Source organism: Thiothrix sp., assembly GCF_028714775.1.
In the GTDB taxonomy this organism is placed as follows: domain Bacteria; phylum Pseudomonadota; class Gammaproteobacteria; order Thiotrichales; family Thiotrichaceae; genus Thiothrix.
The window spans coordinates 114333-138692 of record NZ_JAQTLS010000006.1 but is presented as its reverse complement, the minus strand read 5'-3'; the positions used below and the strand labels follow the sequence as shown (position 1 = coordinate 138692).

The following is a 24360-nucleotide window of genomic DNA, read 5'->3' as shown; positions in this document are numbered from 1 at the left end:
GTCATTACACCCGTACAACGGCGATGATGCCCAGCGGCACTGCCCAGATCAAAAACCAGCGGATTGACTGTTCAACCCGGAAGCGCGGGAACACCACGCCGACAAACGCCGACACCATGTAAATCAGGAAAACCTTGAGGAAGAATACCGGCCAGTTTGCCGCGCCCCCAAAAAACAGGTTCATGTAGATCACGATTTTGGCAACGGGGAACAGCACCCGGTTGGTCTGCATCAACGCCAGAAACGAGGAATGGTATTCGGTCGGCGGGCCAATCGGCACTTCCTGCGGAGCCAGCACCACGTCAAACGGCGGGCGCATCATCGAGCCAAGGAACGACAGCATCGCCGCCGCTACCGCAAACGGGTTGGTGAACAGTGTCCAGTTCAAGATGCTACCTTGCTGTGCCGCCACAATGTCGGTCACGGACAAGGTTTGGTATTGCAAGGCTACCGCAAACACCGCCAGCGCAAACGGCAGTTCCGCCGCCGTCATCTGCGACAGCCCACGGGTAATGCCTATGGCAGCGTAAGGATGCCCGCTTTCCGCAGCCCCTAGCGCCATACCCAGTGTGCCGAAGAACACAAAATACAGTGCGAGGATCAGATCACCCGCAAACGAGAAGTTGCTGAACATCTCCGAGCCGTAAATGCTGGGCACAAACAGCAACAAGCCGACCCCGCCGGACAGCCGGAACACCGGCCCCAGATAAAACATCACCCCGTGGGTAATGGAAGTGCGCAACCCGTAATTCTTGAGCAGGTCAATGTAGTTCTGCCAGATCGGGATGCCATGCCGCCGCCCCACCCGTGCACCAATTTTCTGCACCAGCGCCGTCATCAGCAGGCCATAGTTGATGACAATAAACAGTGTCAGCAACGCCCACGGGATTTTCATCCATTCAAATTCCATCACTGCCCCCCATCCATAACAGGTATACAACCACCACAAAGGCCAGCAAGTGAATGGCGTAAGTTTGTCCATTGCCGGTATAAATGCGCCGCAACACTTCAGCGGCGGAATGCAGCAATTCTGTGACTGCCTCCCAGAAGCGCGTCACCAGCGGCTGGGTCAAAAAGCCCAGTGCCTTGCGGTAAGGGGCGAAGAAATTCCACGCATAGTGGGTGGTTTCCGGGCGGAACGGACGTTCGGCGGCAAACACGATATTGAACTGCTTCACTGGCTGTGCCTTGCGGTTAACGAACAGCAACCACGCAAACAGCGTGCTGAAAATCACCCCGATAATGACCATGATGGCGACTGGATTCCAGTAACCAAAATCACTGCTAATGGTCAGCCCTTCCCAATTCAAATGACCATTACCCGCAAAGAATTGCGACAGATAAACGTCTACCTTGCGCAGCGCCACCCCCGGAACCAACGCAAACACCATCAGCGCGGCGACAAAAATCATCTGCGGCAAAATAATCCAGAACGGTGCTTCCTTAATCTTGCGGAACTCATCCTTCAACTGCCCCAAGAAAACAGTGTGGATCAGGCGGAACAGGTACAGGAATGCAATCGGCCCCGCGAGGAAGATAATCACCATCGGCAAGCGGTAATCCGCCGTCATAATGGCATTGTAGAAAATCCAGCGACCACCGAAGCCGGACAGCGGCGGCACACCCGACACCGCAATAATGCCAATCAAGGTCGCAATGAACGACAACGGCATTAGCGTGATCAAGCCGCCCATGCGGTACATTTCGCGCGTGCCAGTACGTTTGGCAACGCCACCCACGGACAGGAACAGCATGGATTTATAGATGTAGTGGTTGATGACAAACATCAGCGCCATCAACCAGCCCAGATGGTTCATCAGTGCCAAACCGAATAGCGCATAGCCCATTTGCCCGACGGAAGAATACGCCAGCAGCCGTTTGGCATCTTCTTGGAAAATCGCCAGCAGGTTGCCGACCAATGCCGAAATCGCACCAATCCACAGCATCACATGGGTCAGTTCCACGCCATACAATTGCTGTTTGCCCATCGTCATCAGCAATACGAACAGCCCGAACAGCCCTGCTTTGAGCAGGATGCCGGAAACCATCGGCGATACATCGGTTTCAGCCTCGGCATGTGCGCCGGGCAGCCAGATATGCACGCCTACCGATGCCGTTTTGGTCATGAAACCAATCGCCAGCAGCGCAAATACCCACGGAGCAAACGGTTTTGCCACTTGCGCCAGTGCCGCGATTTGGAAATCCATCACACCCTGTGCTGCCAGCGCAAACCCTGCCAGAATCAGGAATGCCCCACCCAGTGAGAACACCAGATAAGACAGCGCATGGGGTTCAGAATGCTTGCCACGCAGGATCAGGAAATACGACCCCACCGTCAGCGTTTCCCACGCCGCAAAAAAGTCGAACGAACCTTTCGCCACGATCAACATCGACAAACCAGCAAACATTAGCATCGCCGCCGGGTAGAAACCCACCCGCCGTTGCTGGGTCTGAAAACTTGCCAGCAAAATCAATGCCCCACCCGGTAACATCACTGCGGCAAAAATCAATTGGAAAGCATCGTAAGACGGGTAACTGAGGTAGAACCAGCCCACCAGCCCGGCAATTGCCATGATATTCTTGACCTTAGCAGGCAACCATTCCAGTGGCAGGAACAGCAGCGCAAACAACAACGGAATTGCGTGCAACAAATTGCCATGACCGGAAAGCTGTCCCCACAAATAAGCCAGCAACCAAGCAACCACCACCGCACCCAGCGTGGCATCCACTTTCATCGGCTGTAACGCCAAACCCGCCTCAGAACCTTCGCGCTTGATAATGTAACCAAACCAGCGGAACAAATAAGCCGCTTCCAGCAGCGCCCCAAACAGGATCAGCCCCAGCAACCACAAGCGCCCGTCAGCCGCGAGCAAGTGCGCCAAATCCCACTTGGCATAAAAGCCGGGGAAAGGTGGCAAGCCGACCAGCAAGGCAATAAAGGTAACAAACGCAAACACCAGCAGCGGCTGAGAACGCAAGGCCGCCCAATCCGTCAGTTGGCGTTGTTTCACCAGCCCTGAAAGCCAGAACAATCCGGCCTTGGCAACCGCATGAGCCAACAGGATACCACCCGCGATAAAGTAGTAACGCTCACCCAGAATGTCCTGTTGCCCCATTACCGTGAAAATCAGTCCGATCTGCGCCACTGAGGAATAGCCCAGCAGCCGCCGGTCATTGGTTTGCACCAGCGCAAAGAGATTGGCGGCAATAAAGGTGACAATACCAATGGCGCTTGCCATAGGCAGCCATTGCGCCCCACCGATCAGCAGTAGCTTATCGACTGCATACAGGGTTGCGCCCCCGGTGGCGACCGAAAACAACGCCGAAAACGCCGGGTGCGCTGACTCATAAATATCCAGTCCCCAGCCATTGGCAGGGAAGGGTTTCAACTCGGCAACCACCGCCATGAAGATCAGGAAAAAGGCCAGCGAACCGCCTTTGAACAGGTTAATGTGCGCCGCCGCCATGCCGTCGATATTCAGTGTGCCGGTAGCGTGATAGGCAAACACGATCCCGATCAGCATCAGCATGGAAATCAGTTGCGACACGATCAGGTACTTGATGCCCGCGCCCAGCGCCCGTTGGTCAGACGAGAGCAGCACCAGCCCCCCCGTTGAAATCATCACCAATTCCATGAACACGAACAGGTTGAACAAGTCGCGGGTGAAAACTACCCCACACAGTGCCATGATGAAAATCAGCAGTATGGCCATCGCCTGCCGCCCCTGTTTGAACAGGGTGTCTTTCATATAAAGTGCGGCGTGCAGGCCGGTTAAGGTCATCAGCAAGGCCAGTGCTGCTTCGGCAAGCCCGACGCGCAAATTGATCGCAAACGGTGGTTGGGTTCCCGCCGTAAAAATTTCAACCGGCAACGCGCCATTCACCGCAAAGGCATACAGCCAGCTCCCGGCAACCCAACTCATGAAAGCGAGGGTGGCAAGAGTGATGCCATAGGCAAAGGTACGCCATTTCGCGGGCAGCAAGCCGAGCAGGAAGGCAGCGCCCAGCCCGCCAGCAATGATATAAATTGGGCTTACCATTTCAAATCCTTGCATTTGGAAATGTCGAGGATGCCTTTCACTTCATACAACTTGTAGGCGTAGGTGAGCATCAAGGCTGTTACCCCAAGGCCAATCACAATCGCAGTCAGCACCAGTGCTTGCGGCACGGGGTCGATAATGCGGGTGACGGCTTGTGCGGCAGATACGGCTTCATCCAGAATCGGCGCGGTGCGCCCGTGCATATAACCCACCGCGACCAGCACCAGATTAACCCCGGTATCGGCGACAGTGAACGAGACAATAATGCGCAGGATATTACGGTTGGTGAGTGCGCCGTAAAGCCCCATCAAAATCAGGGTGAAGCCGGTTCCCATAGCGATCCAGTCCATTACGATTGCTCCGTTTCTGCCAGATTGGTCAGCATTGAGGTGAATTCGGCACCGACTTTCAGGCCGACGAAACTGTAGATAACGGGTATCACGCCCGCTGAAAAGAGCGCACCGAAAGTGCCAGTCGAGAGGATACGGCTGTCGAGGAAACCGCCTGCATACAGGATGCCCAGCACGCCACTGGCAACAAACACCAGCCCGGAAACCGATTCCACCACGGAGATAAGCCGATGGCTAAAACGCCGTAGCGGATCGGTCAGCAGCAACAGCAAAGCCGCCGAAGCGATAATCGCGCCGCCCTGAAAACCGCCGCCAGGGGTGAGATGCCCGTTAAGGAAAACATAAGCCCCCAGCAACAGGATCAGCGGAACCAGCAAGCGGCTACCCGTGGTCAGCAGTTCCCCGGATGGCGGCAACTGGCGCTGTAACGCCCGGTGCTTTTGCCCTTGCGACAACACCATGCCAATGATGGTGGCAGTCAAAAACAGCACGGTTACTTCGCCGAGCGTATCCAGACCCCGGTAAGTAATGACAATCGCGGTGACGATATTGGCAGCACCAATGTCTTGCGCGGTATGTTCCGCATAGTAGCGGGCAGTCAGGTTGAGTTCGCTGTCAGGCACATAGCCCATCAACAGGTTGACGAAGATTGACCCAAGGGCAAGCAACAGCAGGAATACCGCAAAACGCCTGATCATGACCGACCTCCCCGCACACGCCCTAATACAAAGAAGAACAGGAAGGTGGTCAAGCCGCTACCAATCGCGGCTTCGGTCATTGCCACATCGGGCGCTGCCATGAACAGGAACAGTACCGAAGCAAACAGGCTCACCAAACCCGCCGCCAGCATTGCCGTGGCAGGCCGTTTGGCGAGGATGGTAATAAACGCCGCGCCAATCATTGCCACCGCCAGCAGCACGCTGATGGCAAACATTACCGTATTCATGACTTATCCCCCCGGTCTTCTGCCAGATGGTCAACTTTGGTTAACGGTGTTTTCTGTGTCCCGCGCCGATGGGCTGCATTCGCCAACACTTGTGCGGAAACCGGATTGGTAAAGATCAGGAACACGCCGATCAGCAACAATTTCAAACCCCACGCAGGTTGCAAACAAGCAGCCCCGGCAAGGGTTAACAGCGTCCCCAACGTGGTGGTTTTTGCGCCCGCCTGAATACGGTTAAAAATGTCTGGCATCCGCACCAGCCCCAAACCGCCAAACAGCAGGAAAGACGCGCCGGAAACCAGCAGCAAACCGCCGATCATGTCGAGTATCAGTCCCATCAGTCCCGCCCCTCAAGATAGCGGGCGACAGCGATCACCCCAAGGAATGACAGCAGCGCATACACCAACGCCACGTCCAGATAAATGCCCCGGCCTTCGATCAATGCCGCCAGCACAATGAAGGTAATGGCAATGACGGTCAGTACATCAAAGGCGACCACACGATCCAGCCGTGTCGGCCCCAATAGGAAGCGCACTAGCGCGAGCAGAAACGCCACGCCCGCGATTATCGCGGCGAGCGTCACCAATACATCAACCATACATCACCTCAAGATAGGACTCGAACCCGCTGACAATTTCTGCCGTTGCCGCCTCAATGTCGGCTGATGCCACCGTGACGCAGTGTATGTAAAGCCATTCGCCTTCCATCTCGACGGTCAGGGTTCCCGGTGTCAGCGTGATTGAATTGGCAAGCATCAAACGCCCCATGCGGCTTTTCAGCTTAGTGCGCACTTTGACGATGCCGGGTGCAATTGGCAGCGATGGCCTCAGCACAATGGCAGCCAGTGCAAAGTTGGATTTGAACAGTTCCTTGAAAAAGTAACCGTAGTAGCGGAAACCAGCAATGATCCCCGCAGGGGTGAAGCGGAATTCGGTGAAGAAGGACAGGCCGTCACGGTAAAGTAAGGCGATGACCAGCGAAACCACTGTGCCAACGATGAGGATGTCGGCTTCCAGCTTGCCTTCCAGCATCAGCCAGAACAGCATCAGGGTCGCAAACAGGATGGCGGTATCACGCCACTTGCTAGATTTGCCCTTGTCCATATGGTTCTTCTTCTCCCTCGTTATGCTATCAATATTGCTATCGGGCTTATTAGAATGTAACTATATTCTTATTTGCCAAGCTAGGAAACCACCTTGGTGATCTTTCGTCGCCTATTCTGATGAAAAGTAGGGTTTAACTCAAGCCTTTTTGTTGCAGCGCGTCAAAGCACTTGTAACGGCCTTTTGGGTTCGTAGCGGCAAGCTACTTGCGAAGTCTAGCATTGCTGGAACAGAATTGAGCCTGCCTGATAAGCTGTGTCACAAATTCTTCACCATGCAGAGAGCCACATTTGCCCCATGACCACCTACGCCATCCTCGACTTTGAAACTACCGGCATGTCCCCTGAATGTGGCGCGTGCCCGACCGAAATTGCCGTTGTGCTGGTGCGTGACGGGCAAATTCTCGACCGCTACCAAAGCCTGATGAATGCCAATACGTGGGTTCCGCCCTTCATCGAATCCCTGACTGGCATCAGCAACGCGATGGTGCGTAAAGCCCCGCCGATGCATCAGGTCATGGCTGAGGCCGTCGAATTCGCGGGTGATTATCCGCTGGTCGCCCACAACGCATCCTTCGACAGCAAATTCTGGGATGATGCCCTCTCCCGCCAAGGCAAACAGCGCCAACAGACATTCCTCTGCTCCATGCTGATGGCGCGGCGGGTTTTTCCTGACGCGCCCAACCACAAGCTGGGCACGCTGGTGAATTTCCTGCGACTGCCGATGAGCGGGCAATTTCACCGGGCGTTGGCGGATGCGGAAGCAACAGCGCACTTGTTCATCAAGATGCACCAACGCATTCAGGAACGGTTGAAATGCCCTAAGCCGAGCTGCGCACAGCTATTGGCGGTACAACGGCAAAAAATTGGCACTTTTTAGGCACAACCATGCAATTCGACTACACACTGATATTTATTCAGCTTATGAAGGGCTTCTTGCTCTACCTATTACCTGTCTATCTGCTAATAGCCTTCTTCAAGTCACCCCGTTTCATTGGTGGCCTTGGGGAATGGGCAGTCAATCTTGTGACGAATCTCACCCTCGACAAGGATGAATACCACCTGATCAAGAATGTCACCCTGCCAACCAAGGATGGCGGCACAACCCAGATTGATCATGTCATCGTGTCTCGCTACGGCATCTTTGTCGTAGAAACCAAGAACATGCAGGGCTGGATTTTTGGTAAGGAGCACGATGCGGAATGGACACAAAAAATCTACAGACACACCACCCGCTTCCAGAACCCGCTACGGCAAAACTACAAACATATGAAAGTATTGGAGGAATGCATCGGTATTGATCCAGCTTGTCTACATTCTGTCATCATTTTTGCCGGTGATTGCACCTTCAAAACCCCGATGCCAGAAAACGTGGTGTATCCCAGCAGCTACAACTCCTATTTGAAGTCAAAACGGCACGCAATCTTATCCGAGCAGCAAGTGCAGGAATACATCGCCCTGATCAACGCCTGCCGGTTAACCCCATCGTTTGCTACACAACGTGCTCATATCCGCAATATCAAGCAAATGCAGAATTCCAGTCAAACAAAAAATCATTCGTCAGCACCTCCCTGTCCAAAATGCGGCAGAGCGATGGTGAAGCTAAAAACCAGACACGGCCCCCACGCTGGACAAATGTTTTGGGGTTGTCCTAGCTTCCCGGACTGTAGAGGATTTATCAGCATCCAAGAAGAATTCACTACCTCAGATTAGAGCGCACACCTGTTATCAGCAAACGGGCTGTCTTGGCGCGGGAAACCGATGGTCTTTTTCTTGAGCTTGACGCTGACGCCACCATTTGCCCATCCCCAACTGCCTTTGCCGTACTTGTTGGAGTCCGCGTCACAGGCATTGCCCAAATAGAGGGTGGTATTCTTGGATTTGAGGACAACGCCGTGGGCGTTTTTAGTCATTTTGTAGGTGACGCCGTTACCGTCAACATACCCGCCAGCCAGTGCAAGGCTGCTGGATAATAACAAGGCGCTGGCGATAACCAGCTTGATCTGCATTTTCATAAGACACTCCATTTGTCTGTCCGATTCCGATAAGCATTTGTGTAGTAGCCTGTAGGGCTGCGTGCAGGTTTTCAGCAGCCTGTGCACTTATCCCCTCCCCCAGTTCAAACGAGTAACCACGAATCCGCAGCAAGTAAGCAGGCGGTGCATCCTTGCCGTACACCTGCCGGAAGGCATGGAGCACGGCAGCGGGTGACATGGCATGGCTGGTGTAACTGCCATCCTGTTGCGCGGTGAGGGTTTCCAGCACATAAGGCTCGGCACAACCCACATCCGCATCAATGAACAGGACGTATTCACGCCCTTCCAAATCGGTAATGTGCTCGACTTGGAGTTGCATGTCAGTTTGGCACTCGACACCGGGGAGCTGTTGGACGGTAATCGCATCCTGCAACAATACGCCCAATGCATCATCCCCACGCCCCGGATTGCCATACCCAAACAGCAGGATTGGGGGAACCGCACTCACAGCGTGCATTCCACCACGCCATCCATGTTTTTGCTGACGCGGTTGAGGAGTTCTCCGGTCGCACTGATCAGTTCCACCTGTAATGGCATCTTGCCTAAGGCGTGGGTAGCGCAAGACAGGCACGGGTCATACGCCCGCACAGCGACCTCCAGATGGTTGAGCAAGCCTTCGGTGATCTCGTGTCCGTCGAGATAGTGGTTGGCTACCGAACGCACCGACTCATTCATCGCTTGGTTGTTGCTGGTGGTGGAAACGATTAGGTTGGCTTTTTCAATCAGCCCCTGCTCATCGACCTGATAATGGTGGAACAGTGTGCCACGCGGTGCTTCAATCACCCCAACGCCTTGCGCCCGCCTTGTGCCCTGCGCTACTACCAAGTCCGTGCCGGTAATGTCGGGGTCATGGAGCAGCATCTGGATGGCTTCCGCGCAATGCAGCATTTCAATCATCCGCGCCCAATGGTAGGCCAAGGTATCATGCACATACGCGCCGCCTGCAAACGCACGGAAACGCAACCGCGCTGCTTCCGCCAAGGGTGTCGGGATACTGTCGCAAACATTGACCCGTGCCAGTGGCCCAACACGATACCAGCCGTTTTCCTTGCCTAAAGCAGTCAGGTAAGGGAATTTCATGTACGACCAGTTACGCACTTCTTCACGGATCGCAGTGCCATAGTTGCAGTAATCAAACTGGTCGAAAATTTCACTGCCATCCGCCTGCCTAGCCCGCAGACCACCGTGGTAAAGCTCCATTTCACCTTGCACCCCGATCATGCTGAGGTAATTGGTGGTCAAGGTGGCAAAAGCATGGTTTTCAGGATGCCCGATGTGGATGGTTTCATTCAACGTGACCGCTTCCTGTGACCACGCCACCACATCCGCAATATCCACCAGTAATGCCTTGCGCTCATCGTTACTCAGCGACTTGTTCATGCCGCCCGGTATGGCTGCCGTGCCGTGGATACGCTTGCCCGCAATTGCGGCAATCACTTGCTGCCCATATTTGCGTAGCTTGACCCCTTTAAGAGCCAGATCAGGATAATCTTCCAGCACACCGACAATATTGCGGTGTGCCAAATTCGAGCCAAACCCAAACAAAAAATCCGGCGAAGACAAATGGAAAAAGTGTAAGGCATGGGATTGCAGCACCTGCCCAAAATGCAGCAGGCGGCGCAATTTGGTGGCAGTGGGCGTTAGTTCATCTACACCTACCAATTGGTCGACCGCTTTGGCGGCGGCTAAATGGTGCGAAACCGGGCAAATCCCGCAGAGGCGTTGCACGAAATACGGCACTTCCGTATACGGGCGACCTTGGATGAATTTTTCAAAGCCGCGAAATTCGACGATGTGCAAACGTGCTTCGTGCACGTGGTTGTCGGCATCCAGCAGCAGGGTAATCTTGCCATGCCCTTCTACCCGCGATACCGGGTCAATCGCGATCCGGCGCAGGTTAGGCGCTGGTTGATTCTGTTCCATATCCAATTCCCTCAATCGTAGTGCAGCATGGCTTTGGGCAAGGAAGGCTCACGCCCTGCCAATAAGTCGCTCAAAATGTTGAAGAACGCATCACCCGATGGCGGGCAACCCGGCAGGTAATAATCCACCCGCACCACTTCATGCAAGGGGTGTACCTTGGACAACAGCAGTGGTAGTTCCGGGTCATCCGGGATCATCGGGTTATCCACGCCCACGCCATTCAGGTAGGCTTCTTCCAGACATTCCTGCACCGAATAATGGTTGCGCATTGCCGGTACGCCGCCATTGATGGCACACGCCCCGACCGCGATCAGGATTTTGCATTGCTGGCGGAATTCGCGCAGTACGTGCACGTTTTCAGCATTGCACAGGCCGCCTTCGACCAAGCCAATGTCGCATGGCCCGCAGTGCTTGATGTCGGTCAACGGGGAACGGTTAAATTCGACGTGTTCCAGCAAGCCAACCAAGCGCTCATCAATGTCCAGCAGCGACATGTGGCAACCGAAACAGCCCGCCAGCGAGGTGGTGGCAATACGGATTTTAGGCATCGTGGTGCTCCGTTTTTTTCAGGGTAACGGGGGAAGCAACATCCGACTCAGCAACTGAATGCAAGTCAAAAGTACGCATCCCGATTGGCACTTCGTAGCCATGATCCTTGATCAGGATAGCGCCTACCGGGCAGATGTGCGCCGCCATGTCTCCGGTTTGCAAATCGCTATCGCCCAGCTTGCCGCTGACGGTATTCACGATCAGGTGAGATTGTGCCCCGCGCCCGCTAATGGCAAACACGTTTTTGCCATCCACTTCACGACTAGCACGCACGCACAATTCGCACAGGATGCAACGGTCACGATCCAGCATTACGCTGGGGTGGGAAGCATCCACTTCACGGCGCGGGTAAAACGGTGGGAAATGCCCGTCCAGCATCCCGAAGTGGTAGCCCAGCGCCTGCAAGGTACAGTCGCCGCTCTTGCTGCATGTGGGGCACAGGTGATTGCCTTCCACAAACAGCATCTGGGTCAGGGTCTTGCGCACTTCGTTCAGCGCCGGAGTATTGTTGTCGACCTGCATCCCGTTGCTGGCGGGCAAAGTACACGCCGAAGCGCTGCGCCCATCCACATCCACGGTGCACAGCTTGCAACTGCCGTGCGGGGATAACCCCGGTTTGTGGCACAGGTGCGGGATGTAAATGCCTGCGGCGAGTGCGGCATCCATGATGGTTTGCCCGGCCTCGAAAGGGATTTCCTGACCGTCGATAAAGAGTGTGTTGTTAGTCATGACAAATGTGCCTCCGCATCGTCGCGGTGGGTCAAGGTACGAGTGGTAGCCAGCGCGGCATCCAGATTGAAGAAGGGTTCATAGTCCTGATGCAGCAGGCGGTCGGTGCAGACATGCGGGAATCTTTCCAGCAAATCCAGCAACGGATTCGCCGCCGTTTGCCCCAAGCCACAATGCGAACGCCGTTTCATGACCTTTGCCAGCCGTGCCATTTCTTCTTGGTCGTAAGGCGTACCGTGCCCGGAGGCTATCTTGTCGACGTATTTGCGTAACAACGGCGTGCCGACCCGGCAGGGCGTGCAGAAACCGCAGCTTTCATGCGCAAAAAAGTGGCTGAAATTACGCACCACCGCCAGCAGGTCACGCTGCGCCCCGTATACCATGATGGAGCCGCCGGTTGCCAAGTCTTCAAACGCCAGTTTGCGCCCAAACTCAGCTTGCCCTACTAACGTGCCGGAAGGGCCACCGACCTGCACCGCTTGCGCATCCTGCCCTCCGCAGGCATCCAGCACCTGTTGCAGGGAAGTACCGAAGGGGAATTCGTAAATGCCGGGGGTAGCACAATCGCCACTGACGCTCAGTACCTTGCTACCCGCCGATTTTTCCGTACCCTGCGCTTTGAACCATTGCCCACCCTGCACGGCAATGTGTGTCGCTGCTACCAGCGTTTCCACATTATCCACCACGGTAGGTTGTCCCAGATAACCGTGGGTCACGGGGAATGGTGGGCGTACCCGTGGCACTCCGCGCTTTTGCTCCAGCGATTCGAGCAGGGCAGATTCTTCACCGCAAATGTACGCGCCTGCGCCGACGACGATACTGATGTCGAAGTTGAAACCGGGTTGCTGGAGAATGTTTTCCCCCAGCAAGTTGGCGGCACGCTGTTCCGCCAAGGTGGCTTCCAATGTGGGTAACAGGTAACGGTATTCGCCGCGCAAATACAAATAGCCGTGTTTCGCCCCGATGGCATAGGCACACAAGGTCATGCCCTCGAATACCTGCTGCGCATAGGTATTGAGCAGGACACGATCCTTGAATGTGCCCGGTTCGCCTTCATCGGCATTGCACACCACATAGCGGGTCGTGGCGGGGGCATCACGGCAGAGCTGCCATTTCAGGCTGGTGTTGAATCCAGCCCCGCCCCTGCCGCGCAAGCCGGATTGATTGATTTCGGCGAGCAGATTTTCTGCGCCACGCTGGATGGCAGCTCGCAGGCCAGCACCGGGTTGCAGCGCATCGTTGAGCAACAGTCCGGGGTGACGCACATGGTCGGGCACGGCAAACCATTCAGCAGGCCACGCATCCAGCGGCGTACCCGCGTTTACCAGCCCGGCAATCTGTTGCAAGCGTTGCGGGTTGAGTCGGGTCATGATGCGCCCATTCACCAGCAAGGATGCACCTTGGTCACACATGCCGATGCAGGAGGTTTCATCAATACTGACTGCACCATCTGCACGGGTAATACCGGGGCTAACGTCCAGCGAGGTACACAATTGCTGCATCAGCGACAGGTCGCCGCAACTGGTGCAATTGCTGAATAACAGGTCAATGCGCCCACGCGGGCTACGGTGAAAAAAGCTGTAGAAATCAATCACCGCTTCCACTTGGCTGATGGGCAATTGCAGCTCAGTTGCCAAAGGGGGAATTTCCTGTGCGGGGATATGCTGGAAACGGGATTGCAAGTCGTGCAGGCGATGTAGCAAGTGATCAGAGCACTGATTTCCTGCTAAGGAGGATCGGAGTTCCGTTTGCATGATATTTTGCCAATTGTGTTATTTTGTTTAGGGCTAGTATAGCACTCCTGCTGCAAGCGCACACTTATGCTTAACCCAATGTGTGACTTAACTTATGATGGCATAACCCCAACCTTCCTGCCCCTGACGAGCTTGCCAACCCTTGCCGGAAATTATTGGTGGGGTACACTGGGCAAAATATCTGCCACCTAAAGGGTTTCCATGCCGCCTTTCCAGCTTCCAGTCGCCCGCTACCGCTTCACGTTCCGGGCAGAAACCGCTATCCAATTTCCGGCTTACGCGGGTTCGACATGGCGCGGTGCATTTGGTCATGCATTGCGGCGTACCGTGTGCATTACCCATCAGCCGGAGTGCAAGCATTGCCTGTTGCAGGGGTCTTGCGTTTACAGTTATGTGTTTGAAACCCCGGCAGGCCAAGAGCCATTGTTGGAAAAGATTAATGCTGCACCCCACCCTTACATCCTGCATCCGCTGGCAACGTCGGGTAAACAGTATGTGCCGGGGGAGTGTTTCGAGTTGTACCTGACGTTATTGGGGGGTGCTGCGGCGCACTTGCCCTATTTGATCCATGCCTTGCAGCAGGTGGGTGAAAGGGGTTTAGGCAAGGGGGATGGGCGTTGCCAGTTATTGCGGGTGGCCCAGGCCAATGCGTTGGGGGATGCGGCGTGGCAACCGATCCATGAGGTTGGGGGCAGTTTGCAGGCATTGCCAATAGGGGTTCCACAAATCCCACCGTTGCCGGAGTCGGTACGCATCCATTTTAAGACACCGTTGCGGATAGTTCAGGATGGCAAACTGGTGCATGGTGGGCGGTTCAATTTCCAGAACTTTTTTACGCCGTTGATGCGGCGCATTTCTTTGTTGCACGCGCATCATGCTGGGGCAGAGCTAACCTTGGACTTTAAGGCGCTGAGCCAGCGTGCCGCCGGGATACCTGTGTTGGCGCAGGATTTGCACTGGTATGAGTGGTCGCGCTATTCCAACCGCCAACAAACCAAGGTGCAGATGGGGGGGCTATTGGGGAGCTTCGGTTTGCCAGTGGAACAATTGGCTGAATTCTGGCCTTGGTTGTGGTTGGGGCAATGGGTGCATATTGGCAAAGGCGCGGTGATGGGAATGGGCGAGTATGCAGTGGAGTTGACCTGACGGGTTCCCCGTTTGGCACATGCGGATACTGACAAGCTTGTCATTGCAGACAACCCAGCCCCTTTCCCGCATGATTTCCCATAGAGCTACAGCAAGCCGGGGAAACCACCATGACCGAGCGTGTCCTTTACCTCGCCGCTTACGATGTGTGCGACGACATCCACCTGCCGCTAACGCGCCGTGTCCACTTATCAAGGGATGTGGAAAAGTTGCTGCTATTGGAGGCGTATTGGCTGGTGCTGCATGGCAATGTACCGCAGCCCACCGAGCGGGGTTGGCGTTACAGCATGGTGCAGTTTTACGAAACGCAGCAGGGACATTTTGAGGAACGCGCCCGGATTGCACTCAACCGGCTATGGCGTAGCCTTAAGCATCAGGAGGCTGACTGATGGCAAACCGCCGCTTACCACACATTATTGCTTATGACATTGCCAACCCGAAACGGCTGGGGCGGGTTCACCGCTATTTGAAAAAGATTGCTTTGCCCTTGCAGTATTCGGTATTTTTGGTGGAATTGGATGGGGAACGCCGCCAAAAGGTCATCCGCCACCTGCGGACATTGATCCACCCCAAACAGGACGACATCCGCATTTACCCCCTTCCCGATAAGCCTGAGTGGGTGAAGTTGGGTAAGCAATTCTGGGATGACGGGCTGATGCTGACTGGTGTGAAGCTACCCGTAGAGTTGCGCTATAATCTGGATTCGTTGGAGGGGTAATACAACCCGGTTCACCTTGCGGTGTGGCGTTGTCATAATGCTTTCACCGCCTGCCTGATCGGTATAGAATCAGGCCATTAACACGGGAAACCTGACCGTGTAGTTGGTTTAACAATATGACTTGATCAATTTTGTGCCAAGGTAACTTTTTGTACCGCGCATTTTCTGCTAAAGGTCTGTGTAACCAATTGATTCAAAAGGCCGATTCGACACGAGCCAATTTGAATGATGCCCTGATTTAGAAGGGATTAAGACTATGCTATCATACATGAGTTGTGACATAATCATTATTTGAATGATGCCCTGATTTAGAAGGGATTAAGACTCCTGACCTTTCGTGACTTCGACTACTGCCAAACATTTGAATGATGCCCTGATTTAGAAGGGATTAAGACAGCACATAGTTTTGTTTAGCTTGTTCCATTTCTATTTGAATGATGCCCTGATTTAGAAGGGATTAAGACATATACAAGGATGCGCCCTTACCTGTTTGGTCAGCATTTGAATGATGCCCTGATTTAGGAGGGATTAAGACCACGACGTGGAGTGTTTGCGGTTTCATATCAGCATTTGAATGATGCCCTGATTTAGAAGGGATTAAGACGTGGGTTCATTTTGTTTCCTTATGGCCTTAGCGATATTTGAATGATGCCCTGATTTAGAAGGGATTAAGACTCATCAAACCCTCGCCAATCCTGCACCGCATCCCATTTGAATGATGCCCTGATTTAGAAGGGACAGAGGGGTGTTTGTTGGCTATAATTCCCACATGCAGCAAACACCGATACCCACGCCCCATACCTACCCGCGCCGCATCCTCGTGGCAGTCGAAGCCTATTCGCCCCAAACCATTACTGAGGCACTCTACGCCCTCACCCAAACCTCTGAACCCGCCTACATTCCAACCGAGATTCACATCATTACCACCGAACGTGGGTGTGATCTGGTACAGCAAGCACTCGTGCATAACGGCTGGTTGCTGCGCTTGTGTCAGGACTACGGCTTACCGATGGCCTGCACGACACCCGTGTTTCATTTGATTACTGACCATCAAAATAAGGTGTTATGGGATGTGCGCTCAGAGCAGGATAATGAACATACCGCAGATTTTATTAGCCACCGCTTGCAGCAATTTACCGCCGACCCAACGTCAAGTTTGTGTGCATTGTTGTCAGGTGGTCGCCGCACCATGACGTATTACATTGGCTACGCATTGTCGCTGTTTGGCAGGCCGCAAGACCGACTCAAGCATGTATTGGTGGATGACTGCTATTTTTTCCTCAAGGATTTTTACTACCCACCCCCACAAACCTGCTGGCTGAAAGACCGGGATGGCGCGGACTTTGATGCATCGGCGGTTAACGTGACGTTGGCAGATATTCCCTTTGTGCGCCTGCGTGATGGATTGCCAAGTGATTTACTGGAAGGCAGCAGCACGTTCAGCGCCACTATCGCCGCCGCCCAACGGGGTTTTGACCTGCCTAAAGTGCATTTTGACTGGAATCGTGCGGTACTGACCTGTGGTTCTGTGCCCGTAGCTATGCAACCCGTGCAATTGGCATTTTATGTTTGGATGTTGGAAAGGCGTATGCGCGACCTTCCCCCTATCCATTGGACAGATAGCGAAACGCCGTCATTGGCAACCCAATTTCTGGGTGTTTATGCCCGCCTGCACGGGGAAAATGGCAGCTTTGAACAAGTTGCGCACGCCCTCAAAGGCGGCATGAATAAGGCATGGTTCGATGAGCGCAAGTCCAACACCCACAAAATACTAAAAAAAACATTGGGTATCGCTGGCGCAAAACCGTATTTGTTGCAGGCACATGGCAACCGTCCTGTGACAAGATTTGGAATCACGTTGCCAGCAGCATCATTGACGTTTATTATGGGCGCATAAATTATGCTAACTGTTGTTGGGTTGACAAGCTTGTCATCACTGACACACCCAACATTATTCACTTACAATTGACCCATATTAATTAACACGCACATTCAAAAACCGGAAGAAACCTACGCAAAGCGCACAATAACACTAAGGCAGAATTAATAGGATTACACGCCCAACAACAGTAAACACTAAAAAATAAGCGATACTGCAACAATCCATCACCTCGACCATTGTCGTGTTCGTTATCATTAAAAACCATATATCTAAAAGTCAATTGCAACAAAATAAAACGGGAGCGAGCATCATGACTATCATTCAAAAGTTTAAAAATGAGATTTTGGAAATTGAAGGCCGTCAGGATATTAATGATGACACCAAGGTTTCCCGTATCACCCATTACGCCTGTATTGCCTGCGCGGGTATTGCGGTGCAACCTATTCCATTTGCGGATATTTTTATTCTGACTCCGATTCAAGCGTATTTTTCCAGCCGTATTGCAGCAATTCGTGGCGTACCCGTCAGTGAATCAGAAGCACTGGATTGGGTGAAGGAAATGATTGGTCTACTGGGGCTGGGTTTTATTGCACAACAGGTAGCCATCGGAATCTGGAAAACGGTGACATGGGGCATGGGCGGTGCACTGACCATTCCGCTGGTGTATGCCCTGACCTACGCCATCATGACTGTTGCCGATTTCTATTTTTCTGCGAAAGCACGTAACGAAGCCATTAGTGACTCAGTGTTGAAAGCCGTCTGGCGCGATGCATTTAAACAGGGTAAACGTCAAGGTAAAGTCGCGGAACAGGATGTAAAAACGGCAGGAACACCCTTGTCATGATACAGCACAAGCCCCTAGTGCAATATCTGCAAACACGATTGGACTCGCTTGCCATCATTGCGGCCCTCGCCAGCGTCGCCCGCACCGATGCGTTTGCGGCTCTTGATGATACTGATAGGATGGTGTTGGCAGCACTAAAACGTGCCAACCCGTTTTTGCAAGATACACCGTTATCAGGCATTCAAGACTATTTGTATAGCATGAATGAGGCTCAGCAACTGGGCTTGATTTCCAACGTAAAAGGCATCTTGCATGAGATGGAATTTGTGCGCATCGAAAACACCGACGGCGATAGTGTTCATGCCTCGTTTTTTGCTGACACCAATCACCCCGATACTGATATTCAACTGGTCGACGATGATAGTGGCGAAACATGGGAGGTGCAGCTAAAAGCCACCGACAGTAGCTTTTATGTGCAGGATTGGTTGGATACACACCCCGATGGTCAAATAGCCATTACCAGCGAACTTGCCGACAAGATGGAACTGGAGAGCACTGGCATAGCCAATGAAGACCTCACCACTGATGTGGAAAGCTTTGTCGATAAATTGCTGGAAGCTGATGCCACCGACACGCTATGGGATTATGTGCCGACCTTTAGCGTGATGTCTCTTAGTATCGTGATCTGGAAACTATGGCAACGCTATCAACGTGGCGACATCAGCTATGAGCGCTTCAAATGGCTTGCGGCTTGGGCAGCAGGTAAAAAAGCAGTCAAAATAACTATCCTTGGAGCATTATTATCACTGCCCGTCGTAGGAGCATTGACAGGTGCAGCCTTAGTTGTTAGTTTTATCGTCGGTCTGGCAAAACACTCACAATAAAGCAGGCAAAGACACCATCGTGCATATTCACATCTGCATTATTTCGGATCAGTTACTGGCAAACTACATTCCCGTGTTGGTGGAAAAGCCGGACTTGGTGCTCATTCAAAGCACCGCACTAATGGCGCAACGCGGTCTGACGGCTCGCTTTGAAGGCTTGCTGAGTGCCGAACAATTTGAGTTTACTACCCATTTCAACATGCCAGATACGCGCATGAGTGTAATCCATGCTTATGCCCGCAACCTGTATGTGCATATCGGAACGGCTTATCCGAATGCTCGAGTGACTTTAAACATCACAGGGGGCAATAAACTCATGTCGCTGGGGATGCTGGATATTTTCGGGGCGGTCGGTTGCCGTGTTATTTATGCAGATACTGCCAACAACTGCATCGAATACCTCAGCCCTAGCACTTACGATGAACCTATTCCAGCGGTGTTGGATATTCCCCAATATTTGCGGGCATACGGCGCTGTTTTCACCGAAATTCGTTCGGATAGCCCCGCGTGGCAAGAATGTGCGATGCGCCGCAAAACTACGGCGGTGCAACTTGCACGACTCAGCATTGATAGCACAAGGTCTGGGTTGATTAGCGTTTTAAACGGCATGGCAAGTTCAGCTCTTGCCGTTGACCATAACAGTCTGGAAGCCCCCGAACAGCAATTTACCAGACCGCTGGAATATGTGTGGCACGATATTTTACAGCACATGGATGTGTTGAATATCGTACATTTCCGCGCCAATCAATATCTAACCTTCCTTGATGTTGAACGCACTGAATTCGTCAATGGGCTATGGCTGGAAGAATTTGCCTATCACACCGCCATCGACATCGGGCTGGGTGACGACGGTGATGTGGGCTGCGGTATCAAATTGCGCTGGCTGAACTCCAACGTTACCAATGAACTGGATTTATTGATCGTGCACCGAAATCGTCTGCTGATGATGGAGTGCAAAACCATGAAGCTGGAACACAAAAACGTCGTTGCCAACGAAATCGTCTACAAAACCAGCAGCATTGGTGAGCAACTGACCGGCTTGTTTGGCACAAAAGTCTTGCTCAGCGCCCTGCCGCTGCCAGAGCCAGCCTTGCAACGGGCGCATTCTAAACAGATCAAAGTGGTTTACCCGTGGGAGCTGCGGGACTTTCTCATGAGCTGGATGGAGGGGATTTCCCACTGACAAGCTTGTCAGTGATGACATACACTGATGTTTACTTAATACTCATATTTATAAATTTATTGCATCAACGACAAAAAGGCTAATCATGGCACTATCCTTCAAAGAACCGCATAGTATCCGGGCAACATACCGGATTGTGACCCCGATGTTCATCGGGGATGCAGAACAAAAAGCATCCGGCATCTCCCCCGCTTCGGTCAAAGGTGCGCTGCGCTTTTGGTGGCGGGCGTTGATGTGGGGCAAGGTTGGCGACTTGAAAGAATTGCACAAGCAAGAAAGCGCGTTATTTGGCTCATCCGCTGATAAAGGCAACGCCGCCGCGTTTACGTTGCGGGTTATTTCTGAGAAGTTAACCAAAACAACTACTGGGGCAACACATTCAGAATTCACGAAACAGGCGGCGGCTCGCTACTTGGGTTATGGTCTGATGGAAGCGTTTGCTAGCCGTGCGAAAGGTACTCAAGCCGGACAACTTGTTCGTGACTGCCTCAATGAAAATCAGACATTCACGGTAACACTGACTTCATTCAATCCCCTTGAAGATTCACTTAAACAAGCCTTGATGCTCTTTGGCTTAATCGGTGGCTTAGGCAGCCGAACACGGCATGGCATGGGTTCGATTACCCTAGAAGCACTCCATGAGAAGCTCCCCAAACAAGCAGAAAAACAAACATGGTCAGCACCAAAAACAAACGCTGAATACACTGCAACCATTCACGGCATACTCAGCAACCTAAGCACCATTGCACAGCCACCGTTTAGCGCATTTAGTCAAGAAACACGCATTGACCTATTGGAGAAATCAGCAACCCCATACGATGCGTTGAACGCCTTTGGTAAAAAAATGTTGCTATATCGCAGTTGGGGGAAGGATGGAAAAGTGCTGAATGAACCATCAGAAAAGCGTTTCAAAGCCGATCATGATTGGAGCAAAGGTCATTTCCCCAGAGATTTTCATCCCAAACGGGTAATTTTTGGTTTACCGCACAATTACGGCAAAGGTGAACGTCTATCAATCGTGCCAGAAAGTCATGATCGCCGTGCTAGCCCTTTATTCTTTCACGTCCATAAAGTAGGTTCTGAATACATCGGAATTTCACTATTGCTACCCTCAACATTCCTACCACAGGGAGAGAAAATCAATGCGGGTGGCACAAACGTTCCTGCAAAAATCGAATGGTCAGTCCTAACCGACTTCTTAGACGGCAACGATAATAAAGGCAATGTGCGTTTTCAGGGTAAACAAAGCATTGTCAGCGGGGTAACTATACGATGAGCAACAACACCCACTATTTTCACTTCACTCTCGGCCCCGTGCAAGGCTTTGTATCGCAAGCTCGCCGTACCCGCGATTTCTGGGCAGGGTCATTCATCCTGTCATGGCTGGCAGCCGTAGCGATTCAAGCGGTGAAACACCAAAAAGGGGAAATCCAGTTCCCAAATGCCGATGACAATTACATGGGGTGGCTGACTGGTAAAGGAGAAAAAGGCACTGAACCAAAGCAAGGCAGTATTCCCAATCGTTTTAAGAGCTTGGTTGCAGCGGTTGACCCTAAAACCTTTGAACCAGAACAAGTAGCCGCTGCTGTGCAGGAAGCATGGCAAGCCCTAGCTACCGAGGTTTGGGCGCAAGATTTAGGGCTGGGTTCTGATACACCAGCAAACACTATCTGGGAGCAGCAAATTGCTAATTTCTGGGATATGAGTTGGGTCATTACCGCTGATAAGAGTGACAGTGCCGCACTCGACAAACGCAAAAACTGGCGTTCTTACACCCCACCGAAAGAACCCGGCGTGAAATGCGCAATGATGGAGGGCTGGCAAGAGCTTTCCGGCGAACCCAGCCCCAACCGTGCGGATATGAACAAGTTCTGGAATAGCGTGCGTGCCAACGGGCGTTATGGCATGAAGAGCGACTTGGCAGAAAACGAAGCTTTGTGTGCTATCGCCTTCGTCAAACGTCGTTTCAGCCGCCATTTTGCCAAGCTGCAACATTCCATGAAGCAGGGCTGGCAACTGAAAGGCTGGGAAGTGCCCAGTGCCGTGCCATCCGTGACTTACATGGCAGCAGTTCATTGGCTGGAAGCAACCCTGAACAATGCTGACTCACATATTTTACAAAATTTCCATGATGCGGCTGCTGAACTGACGGGCATGGAATACGGTGAATGGGCAACGAATATTCATTGCCTCGAAAGGCTGCCGAATGCCAAAGACTTCAAACGCCTGCGCTCACTGGACGGTAACGTATTCTTTAGCAACATGCTGGAAAACAAAAATATCTTTGCAGACCAAGTACAAGCTAAACGGGTACAAATAGCACTAAGCGCCATCAGCAAAAGTGCCAAATCTGATCCTGTATCCCCGTTCTACGCTATTTTACTGATGGATGGGGATTCACTCGGTTCGCACATGAGTGACTTGGGTAAGCAAGGGCAAATCACCAACGGTTTAGCCAAATTTACCAAAGGTGTTCCCCCTATTATTGAAAAGCACAACGGCTTTCTGATCTACGCGGGCGGTGATGATGTGTTGGCAATCCTGCCGTTGGAAGATGCCATTCCCTGCGCGACTGAACTCCGTAGTCACTACATGGGCTGCTTTGACCGTAAGCAAATTCCCACCACGCTTTCCGGTGCGATTGAGTTTGTGCACATCAAAACACCACTGACCAAAGTGCTGAAAGACGCACATCACCTGCTGGATGAAGTCGCTAAAGACGGGCGTGGGCGTGATGCCTTGGCTATTCGCGTGTGGAAACCGGGCGGCTTACAGATTGAATGGGCACAACCGTGGGAAATTGCCCTGAATCCGCAGACTGATAAAACCTATCTGGAGGAAATTGCCGATTCCTTCCAAAACATCAAGGATGACAAAGAGCAGTTCTCCAGCAAGTTCTTCTACAAAATTCGTGAGCGTTTTAACTTGCTAAACCCTGATGCAAAAACGGGGGAGGACAGCATTCTGCAATCCGAAGCAGCCTTGAGTCTCATGGCGATGGAATACCTGAACTCCGGTAAATCTGACTTGAAAACGATGGATCAAGCCAGCGACCGGATTCGCCCCCTCATGATTCAATGCCGCCCCGTTACCCGCGACAAAGATGAAACCGACAATAAAAAGTGGAAGCGAAGTAAACGACTGGAGGCTGATGGTGCATTACTGGTGCGTTTCTTGTCACAAAAAGGGGTTGAACGATGAGCAAAAAAACATTGGTATTTAACGCCACTGACACGCTGTTTTTCCGCGAGTCACGCCCGATGGAATCTATGGGCGAATTGCAAAGCGTTTTCCCACCGCCAGTACGTACATTAGCAGGTGCAATCCGCACCCTGATCGGCGAACAGATGCAGGTTAATTGGCGCGAATTCGACGTGAACCACCCCGCTGTCGCGCATATCGGTTTTGGCGATGACTTGGGCAAGCTGCATTTCCAAGGTGTATGGCTGGCATTGGATGGTCAACGCCTCTACCCAGCACCCTTGTTGCTAATGCAAAAAGACCAAATATTTTATCGCTTAACGTTGGACACTAAAGGCATCTGGTGTGACTTAGGCAAACAGGTACGCCTACCGAAGTTACCCAATGACAATGCCAAAGGCAGCAAACCCCTGGAAAATACGTGGCTAACCGCCGATGGGCTGATTGCCGTATTGAATGGTGACAAGCCAGACGCCAAGCACGTTAAAACTGCCAAAGACTTATTCGGGCGGGAATCACGGGTTGGTATTGCCCGCGATAACACCAGCCGTACTGTCGAAAAGGGCTTGTTGTATCAGACCCAGCACATCCGCCCTCACCAAGGGCTGTCGGTTGAACTGGATGCCAGCGGCTTGCCGAATGATATGCCACCCAAAGCGATGATCCGTTTAGGGGGTGAGGGGCGTACTGCTTGCATAGAAGTTAAAAGCTCACCGGATGCGTTCCCCAGCGCAAGGATACTCAGCAACAAACCACAAGGGCTGCTGTTGTACCTGCTAACGCCGTTATCCATCCAACCAGCAGGCAAGGAATGGCAACCGCTCCCCGGCTTTACTCGCGAAGAACGCGATAACCAAACGGTCTGGACAGGCACACTCAATGGCATTGAACTGGAATTGCACGGAGCAGTTACCGGCAAAGCCTTGCGCGAAGGCGGCTGGGATATGGCAAAGCACCAACCCCGTGCTGTCACCAGCTTGATTCCGGCAGGTAGCGTGTTCTTCTGCACCGCCAAAAATGGCGATACGCAAGCGGCTATCCAAGCCTTAAACAATACACAAATCGGCGAACTCAGTGCATATGGCTACGGTCATCTGGCGGCTGGGCTGTGGTCAAAAGATTAAAAGGAACAACAT

At 52.6% G+C, this 24360-nt stretch carries 26 protein-coding genes and 1 CRISPR repeat array; of the genes, 12 read left to right on the top strand and 14 right to left on the bottom strand.

Annotated features, from left to right (window positions below):
* Nucleotides 1-4: 4 nt before the first annotated feature.
* Genes PHE17_RS07055 through PHE17_RS07020 form a run of 8 tightly spaced genes read right to left on the bottom strand, consistent with a single transcriptional unit; the run spans nucleotide 5 to nucleotide 6436 of the window.
* Complete coding sequence (locus tag PHE17_RS07055) at nucleotides 5-910, bottom strand: NADH-quinone oxidoreductase subunit H (protein ID WP_301015120.1); 906 nt, start codon at nucleotides 908-910, stop codon at nucleotides 5-7.
* A complete protein-coding gene (locus PHE17_RS07050) occupies nucleotides 900-4040 on the bottom strand; it encodes a proton-conducting transporter membrane subunit (protein WP_301015119.1) in 3141 nt (1046 codons plus the stop codon). Before PHE17_RS07050 ends, PHE17_RS07055 begins: the two co-directional genes overlap by 11 nt.
* Nucleotides 4034-4390: an NADH-quinone oxidoreductase subunit K gene (locus tag PHE17_RS07045; protein WP_301015118.1), complete on the bottom strand. Its 357-nt coding sequence runs from the start codon at nucleotides 4388-4390 to the stop codon at nucleotides 4034-4036. Before PHE17_RS07045 ends, PHE17_RS07050 begins: the two co-directional genes overlap by 7 nt.
* A complete protein-coding gene (mbhE, locus tag PHE17_RS07040) occupies nucleotides 4390-5088 on the bottom strand; it encodes a hydrogen gas-evolving membrane-bound hydrogenase subunit E (protein ID WP_301015117.1) in 699 nt (232 codons plus the stop codon). Before mbhE ends, PHE17_RS07045 begins: the two co-directional genes overlap by 1 nt.
* Nucleotides 5085-5336: a hydrogenase subunit MbhD domain-containing protein gene (locus tag PHE17_RS07035; protein WP_301015116.1), complete on the bottom strand. Its 252-nt coding sequence runs from the start codon at nucleotides 5334-5336 to the stop codon at nucleotides 5085-5087. Before PHE17_RS07035 ends, mbhE begins: the two co-directional genes overlap by 4 nt.
* The gene (mnhG, locus tag PHE17_RS07030; protein WP_301015115.1) at nucleotides 5333-5671 is read right to left on the bottom strand and encodes a monovalent cation/H(+) antiporter subunit G; all 339 of its coding nucleotides are present in this window, start codon (nucleotides 5669-5671) and stop codon (nucleotides 5333-5335) included. Before mnhG ends, PHE17_RS07035 begins: the two co-directional genes overlap by 4 nt.
* A complete protein-coding gene (locus PHE17_RS07025) occupies nucleotides 5671-5931 on the bottom strand; it encodes a monovalent cation/H+ antiporter complex subunit F (protein WP_301015114.1) in 261 nt (86 codons plus the stop codon). Before PHE17_RS07025 ends, mnhG begins: the two co-directional genes overlap by 1 nt.
* Entirely contained in the window at nucleotides 5924-6436 is a 513-nt protein-coding gene (locus tag PHE17_RS07020) for a Na+/H+ antiporter subunit E (RefSeq protein WP_301015113.1), read from the bottom strand. Before PHE17_RS07020 ends, PHE17_RS07025 begins: the two co-directional genes overlap by 8 nt.
* A 297-nt stretch (nucleotides 6437-6733) precedes the next feature.
* On the opposite strand from PHE17_RS07020, the gene PHE17_RS07015 reads away from it, so the two are divergent.
* Both PHE17_RS07015 and PHE17_RS07010 read left to right on the top strand, forming a co-directional pair.
* Complete coding sequence (locus PHE17_RS07015; protein WP_301015112.1) at nucleotides 6734-7315, top strand: 3'-5' exonuclease; 582 nt, start codon at nucleotides 6734-6736, stop codon at nucleotides 7313-7315.
* An 8-nt stretch (nucleotides 7316-7323) separates the two neighbouring features.
* Nucleotides 7324-8148, top strand: a complete 825-nt coding sequence (locus PHE17_RS07010) for an NERD domain-containing protein (protein WP_301015111.1) — start codon at nucleotides 7324-7326, stop codon at nucleotides 8146-8148.
* Here the strand turns inward: PHE17_RS07010 and PHE17_RS07005 are convergent.
* The 6 genes from PHE17_RS07005 to PHE17_RS06980 are packed head-to-tail and all read right to left on the bottom strand — an operon-like array spanning nucleotide 8145 to nucleotide 13426.
* Nucleotides 8145-8450, bottom strand: a complete 306-nt coding sequence (locus PHE17_RS07005) for a hypothetical protein (RefSeq protein WP_301015110.1) — start codon at nucleotides 8448-8450, stop codon at nucleotides 8145-8147. The genes PHE17_RS07010 and PHE17_RS07005 overlap by 4 nt on opposite strands.
* Entirely contained in the window at nucleotides 8371-8919 is a 549-nt protein-coding gene (locus PHE17_RS07000; protein ID WP_301015109.1) for a hydrogenase maturation protease, read from the bottom strand. The genes PHE17_RS07005 and PHE17_RS07000 overlap by 80 nt, the downstream gene beginning before the upstream one ends.
* Nucleotides 8916-10394, bottom strand: a complete 1479-nt coding sequence (locus tag PHE17_RS06995; protein WP_301015108.1) for a Ni/Fe hydrogenase subunit alpha — start codon at nucleotides 10392-10394, stop codon at nucleotides 8916-8918. The genes PHE17_RS07000 and PHE17_RS06995 overlap by 4 nt, the downstream gene beginning before the upstream one ends.
* A gap of 11 nt (nucleotides 10395-10405) precedes the next feature.
* Nucleotides 10406-10942, bottom strand: coding sequence for an NADP oxidoreductase (locus PHE17_RS06990; protein WP_301015107.1), 537 nt, complete (start codon nucleotides 10940-10942; stop codon nucleotides 10406-10408).
* Nucleotides 10935-11672, bottom strand: a complete 738-nt coding sequence (locus PHE17_RS06985; protein ID WP_301015106.1) for a 2Fe-2S iron-sulfur cluster-binding protein — start codon at nucleotides 11670-11672, stop codon at nucleotides 10935-10937. The genes PHE17_RS06990 and PHE17_RS06985 overlap by 8 nt, the downstream gene beginning before the upstream one ends.
* Complete coding sequence (locus PHE17_RS06980) at nucleotides 11669-13426, bottom strand: NADH-ubiquinone oxidoreductase-F iron-sulfur binding region domain-containing protein (protein ID WP_301015105.1); 1758 nt, start codon at nucleotides 13424-13426, stop codon at nucleotides 11669-11671. The genes PHE17_RS06985 and PHE17_RS06980 overlap by 4 nt, the downstream gene beginning before the upstream one ends.
* Before the next feature lie 201 nt (nucleotides 13427-13627).
* On the opposite strand from PHE17_RS06980, the gene cas6 reads away from it, so the two are divergent.
* The 10 genes from cas6 (at nucleotide 13628) to cmr3 (ending at nucleotide 24348) form a co-directional block, all read left to right on the top strand.
* Entirely contained in the window at nucleotides 13628-14572 is a 945-nt protein-coding gene (gene cas6 / locus PHE17_RS06975) for a CRISPR system precrRNA processing endoribonuclease RAMP protein Cas6 (protein WP_301015104.1), read from the top strand.
* 110 nt (nucleotides 14573-14682) lie between these two features.
* A complete protein-coding gene (locus PHE17_RS06970; RefSeq protein ID WP_301015103.1) occupies nucleotides 14683-14961 on the top strand; it encodes a hypothetical protein in 279 nt (92 codons plus the stop codon).
* Nucleotides 14961-15290: a CRISPR-associated endonuclease Cas2 gene (cas2, locus tag PHE17_RS06965; RefSeq protein ID WP_301015102.1), complete on the top strand. Its 330-nt coding sequence runs from the start codon at nucleotides 14961-14963 to the stop codon at nucleotides 15288-15290. The genes PHE17_RS06970 and cas2 overlap by 1 nt, the downstream gene beginning before the upstream one ends.
* A gap of 219 nt (nucleotides 15291-15509) precedes the next feature.
* A CRISPR array of direct repeats spans nucleotides 15510-16028; the repeat unit is 29 nt; unit sequence ATTTGAATGATGCCCTGATTTAGAAGGGA.
* Nucleotides 16029-16059: 31 nt separating this feature from the next.
* Nucleotides 16060-17187, top strand: a complete 1128-nt coding sequence (gene csm6 / locus PHE17_RS06960) for a CRISPR-associated ring nuclease Csm6 (protein WP_301015101.1) — start codon at nucleotides 16060-16062, stop codon at nucleotides 17185-17187.
* Nucleotides 17188-17482: 295 nt separating this feature from the next.
* Entirely contained in the window at nucleotides 17483-18016 is a 534-nt protein-coding gene (locus tag PHE17_RS06955; protein WP_301015100.1) for a hypothetical protein, read from the top strand.
* Entirely contained in the window at nucleotides 18013-18840 is an 828-nt protein-coding gene (locus tag PHE17_RS06950) for a hypothetical protein (RefSeq protein WP_301015099.1), read from the top strand. Before PHE17_RS06955 ends, PHE17_RS06950 begins: the two co-directional genes overlap by 4 nt.
* Before the next feature lie 19 nt (nucleotides 18841-18859).
* Nucleotides 18860-20023 (top strand): DUF1887 family CARF protein, encoded by a 1164-nt coding sequence (locus tag PHE17_RS06945; RefSeq protein WP_301015098.1) that lies wholly within the window; start codon nucleotides 18860-18862, stop codon nucleotides 20021-20023.
* 85 nt (nucleotides 20024-20108) lie between these two features.
* Nucleotides 20109-21299 carry a type III-B CRISPR module RAMP protein Cmr1 gene (gene cmr1, locus PHE17_RS06940; RefSeq protein WP_301015097.1) on the top strand — a complete coding sequence of 397 codons (1191 nt, stop codon included), beginning with the start codon at nucleotides 20109-20111 and terminating at the stop codon, nucleotides 21297-21299.
* Nucleotides 21296-23224, top strand: coding sequence for a type III-B CRISPR-associated protein Cas10/Cmr2 (cas10, locus tag PHE17_RS06935; protein WP_301015096.1), 1929 nt, complete (start codon nucleotides 21296-21298; stop codon nucleotides 23222-23224). Before cmr1 ends, cas10 begins: the two co-directional genes overlap by 4 nt.
* Entirely contained in the window at nucleotides 23221-24348 is a 1128-nt protein-coding gene (gene cmr3 / locus PHE17_RS06930; protein ID WP_301015095.1) for a type III-B CRISPR module-associated protein Cmr3, read from the top strand. The genes cas10 and cmr3 overlap by 4 nt, the downstream gene beginning before the upstream one ends.
* Nucleotides 24349-24360 lie beyond the last annotated feature (12 nt).

Bases quoted from the DNA above. Each gene is read 5' to 3' on its own strand.
- PHE17_RS06970 (WP_301015103.1), top strand. From the start codon at position 14,683: ATGACCGAGCGTGTCCTTTACCTCGCCGCTTACGATGTGTGCGACGAC.
- PHE17_RS07055 (WP_301015120.1), bottom strand. From the start codon at position 910: ATGGAATTTGAATGGATGAAAATCCCGTGGGCGTTGCTGACACTGTTT.
- PHE17_RS06950 (WP_301015099.1), top strand. From the start codon at position 18,013: ATGATACAGCACAAGCCCCTAGTGCAATATCTGCAAACACGATTGGAC.
- PHE17_RS07035 (WP_301015116.1), bottom strand. From the start codon at position 5,336: ATGAATACGGTAATGTTTGCCATCAGCGTGCTGCTGGCGGTGGCAATG.
- mbhE (WP_301015117.1), bottom strand. From the start codon at position 5,088: ATGATCAGGCGTTTTGCGGTATTCCTGCTGTTGCTTGCCCTTGGGTCA.
- PHE17_RS07020 (WP_301015113.1), bottom strand. From the start codon at position 6,436: ATGGACAAGGGCAAATCTAGCAAGTGGCGTGATACCGCCATCCTGTTT.
- PHE17_RS06955 (WP_301015100.1), top strand. From the start codon at position 17,483: ATGACTATCATTCAAAAGTTTAAAAATGAGATTTTGGAAATTGAAGGC.
- PHE17_RS07045 (WP_301015118.1), bottom strand. From the start codon at position 4,390: ATGGACTGGATCGCTATGGGAACCGGCTTCACCCTGATTTTGATGGGG.
- cas6 (WP_301015104.1), top strand. From the start codon at position 13,628: ATGCCGCCTTTCCAGCTTCCAGTCGCCCGCTACCGCTTCACGTTCCGG.
- PHE17_RS06990 (WP_301015107.1), bottom strand. From the start codon at position 10,942: ATGCCTAAAATCCGTATTGCCACCACCTCGCTGGCGGGCTGTTTCGGT.
- csm6 (WP_301015101.1), top strand. From the start codon at position 16,060: ATGCAGCAAACACCGATACCCACGCCCCATACCTACCCGCGCCGCATC.
- PHE17_RS07025 (WP_301015114.1), bottom strand. From the start codon at position 5,931: ATGGTTGATGTATTGGTGACGCTCGCCGCGATAATCGCGGGCGTGGCG.
- PHE17_RS07010 (WP_301015111.1), top strand. From the start codon at position 7,324: ATGCAATTCGACTACACACTGATATTTATTCAGCTTATGAAGGGCTTC.
- PHE17_RS06995 (WP_301015108.1), bottom strand. From the start codon at position 10,394: ATGGAACAGAATCAACCAGCGCCTAACCTGCGCCGGATCGCGATTGAC.
- PHE17_RS07005 (WP_301015110.1), bottom strand. From the start codon at position 8,450: ATGAAAATGCAGATCAAGCTGGTTATCGCCAGCGCCTTGTTATTATCC.
- cas2 (WP_301015102.1), top strand. From the start codon at position 14,961: ATGGCAAACCGCCGCTTACCACACATTATTGCTTATGACATTGCCAAC.
- PHE17_RS06985 (WP_301015106.1), bottom strand. From the start codon at position 11,672: ATGACTAACAACACACTCTTTATCGACGGTCAGGAAATCCCTTTCGAG.
- PHE17_RS06980 (WP_301015105.1), bottom strand. From the start codon at position 13,426: ATGCAAACGGAACTCCGATCCTCCTTAGCAGGAAATCAGTGCTCTGAT.
- cmr3 (WP_301015095.1), top strand. From the start codon at position 23,221: ATGAGCAAAAAAACATTGGTATTTAACGCCACTGACACGCTGTTTTTC.
- PHE17_RS07050 (WP_301015119.1), bottom strand. From the start codon at position 4,040: ATGGTAAGCCCAATTTATATCATTGCTGGCGGGCTGGGCGCTGCCTTC.
- cas10 (WP_301015096.1), top strand. From the start codon at position 21,296: ATGAGCAACAACACCCACTATTTTCACTTCACTCTCGGCCCCGTGCAA.
- cmr1 (WP_301015097.1), top strand. From the start codon at position 20,109: ATGGCACTATCCTTCAAAGAACCGCATAGTATCCGGGCAACATACCGG.
- mnhG (WP_301015115.1), bottom strand. From the start codon at position 5,671: ATGGGACTGATACTCGACATGATCGGCGGTTTGCTGCTGGTTTCCGGC.
- PHE17_RS07015 (WP_301015112.1), top strand. From the start codon at position 6,734: ATGACCACCTACGCCATCCTCGACTTTGAAACTACCGGCATGTCCCCT.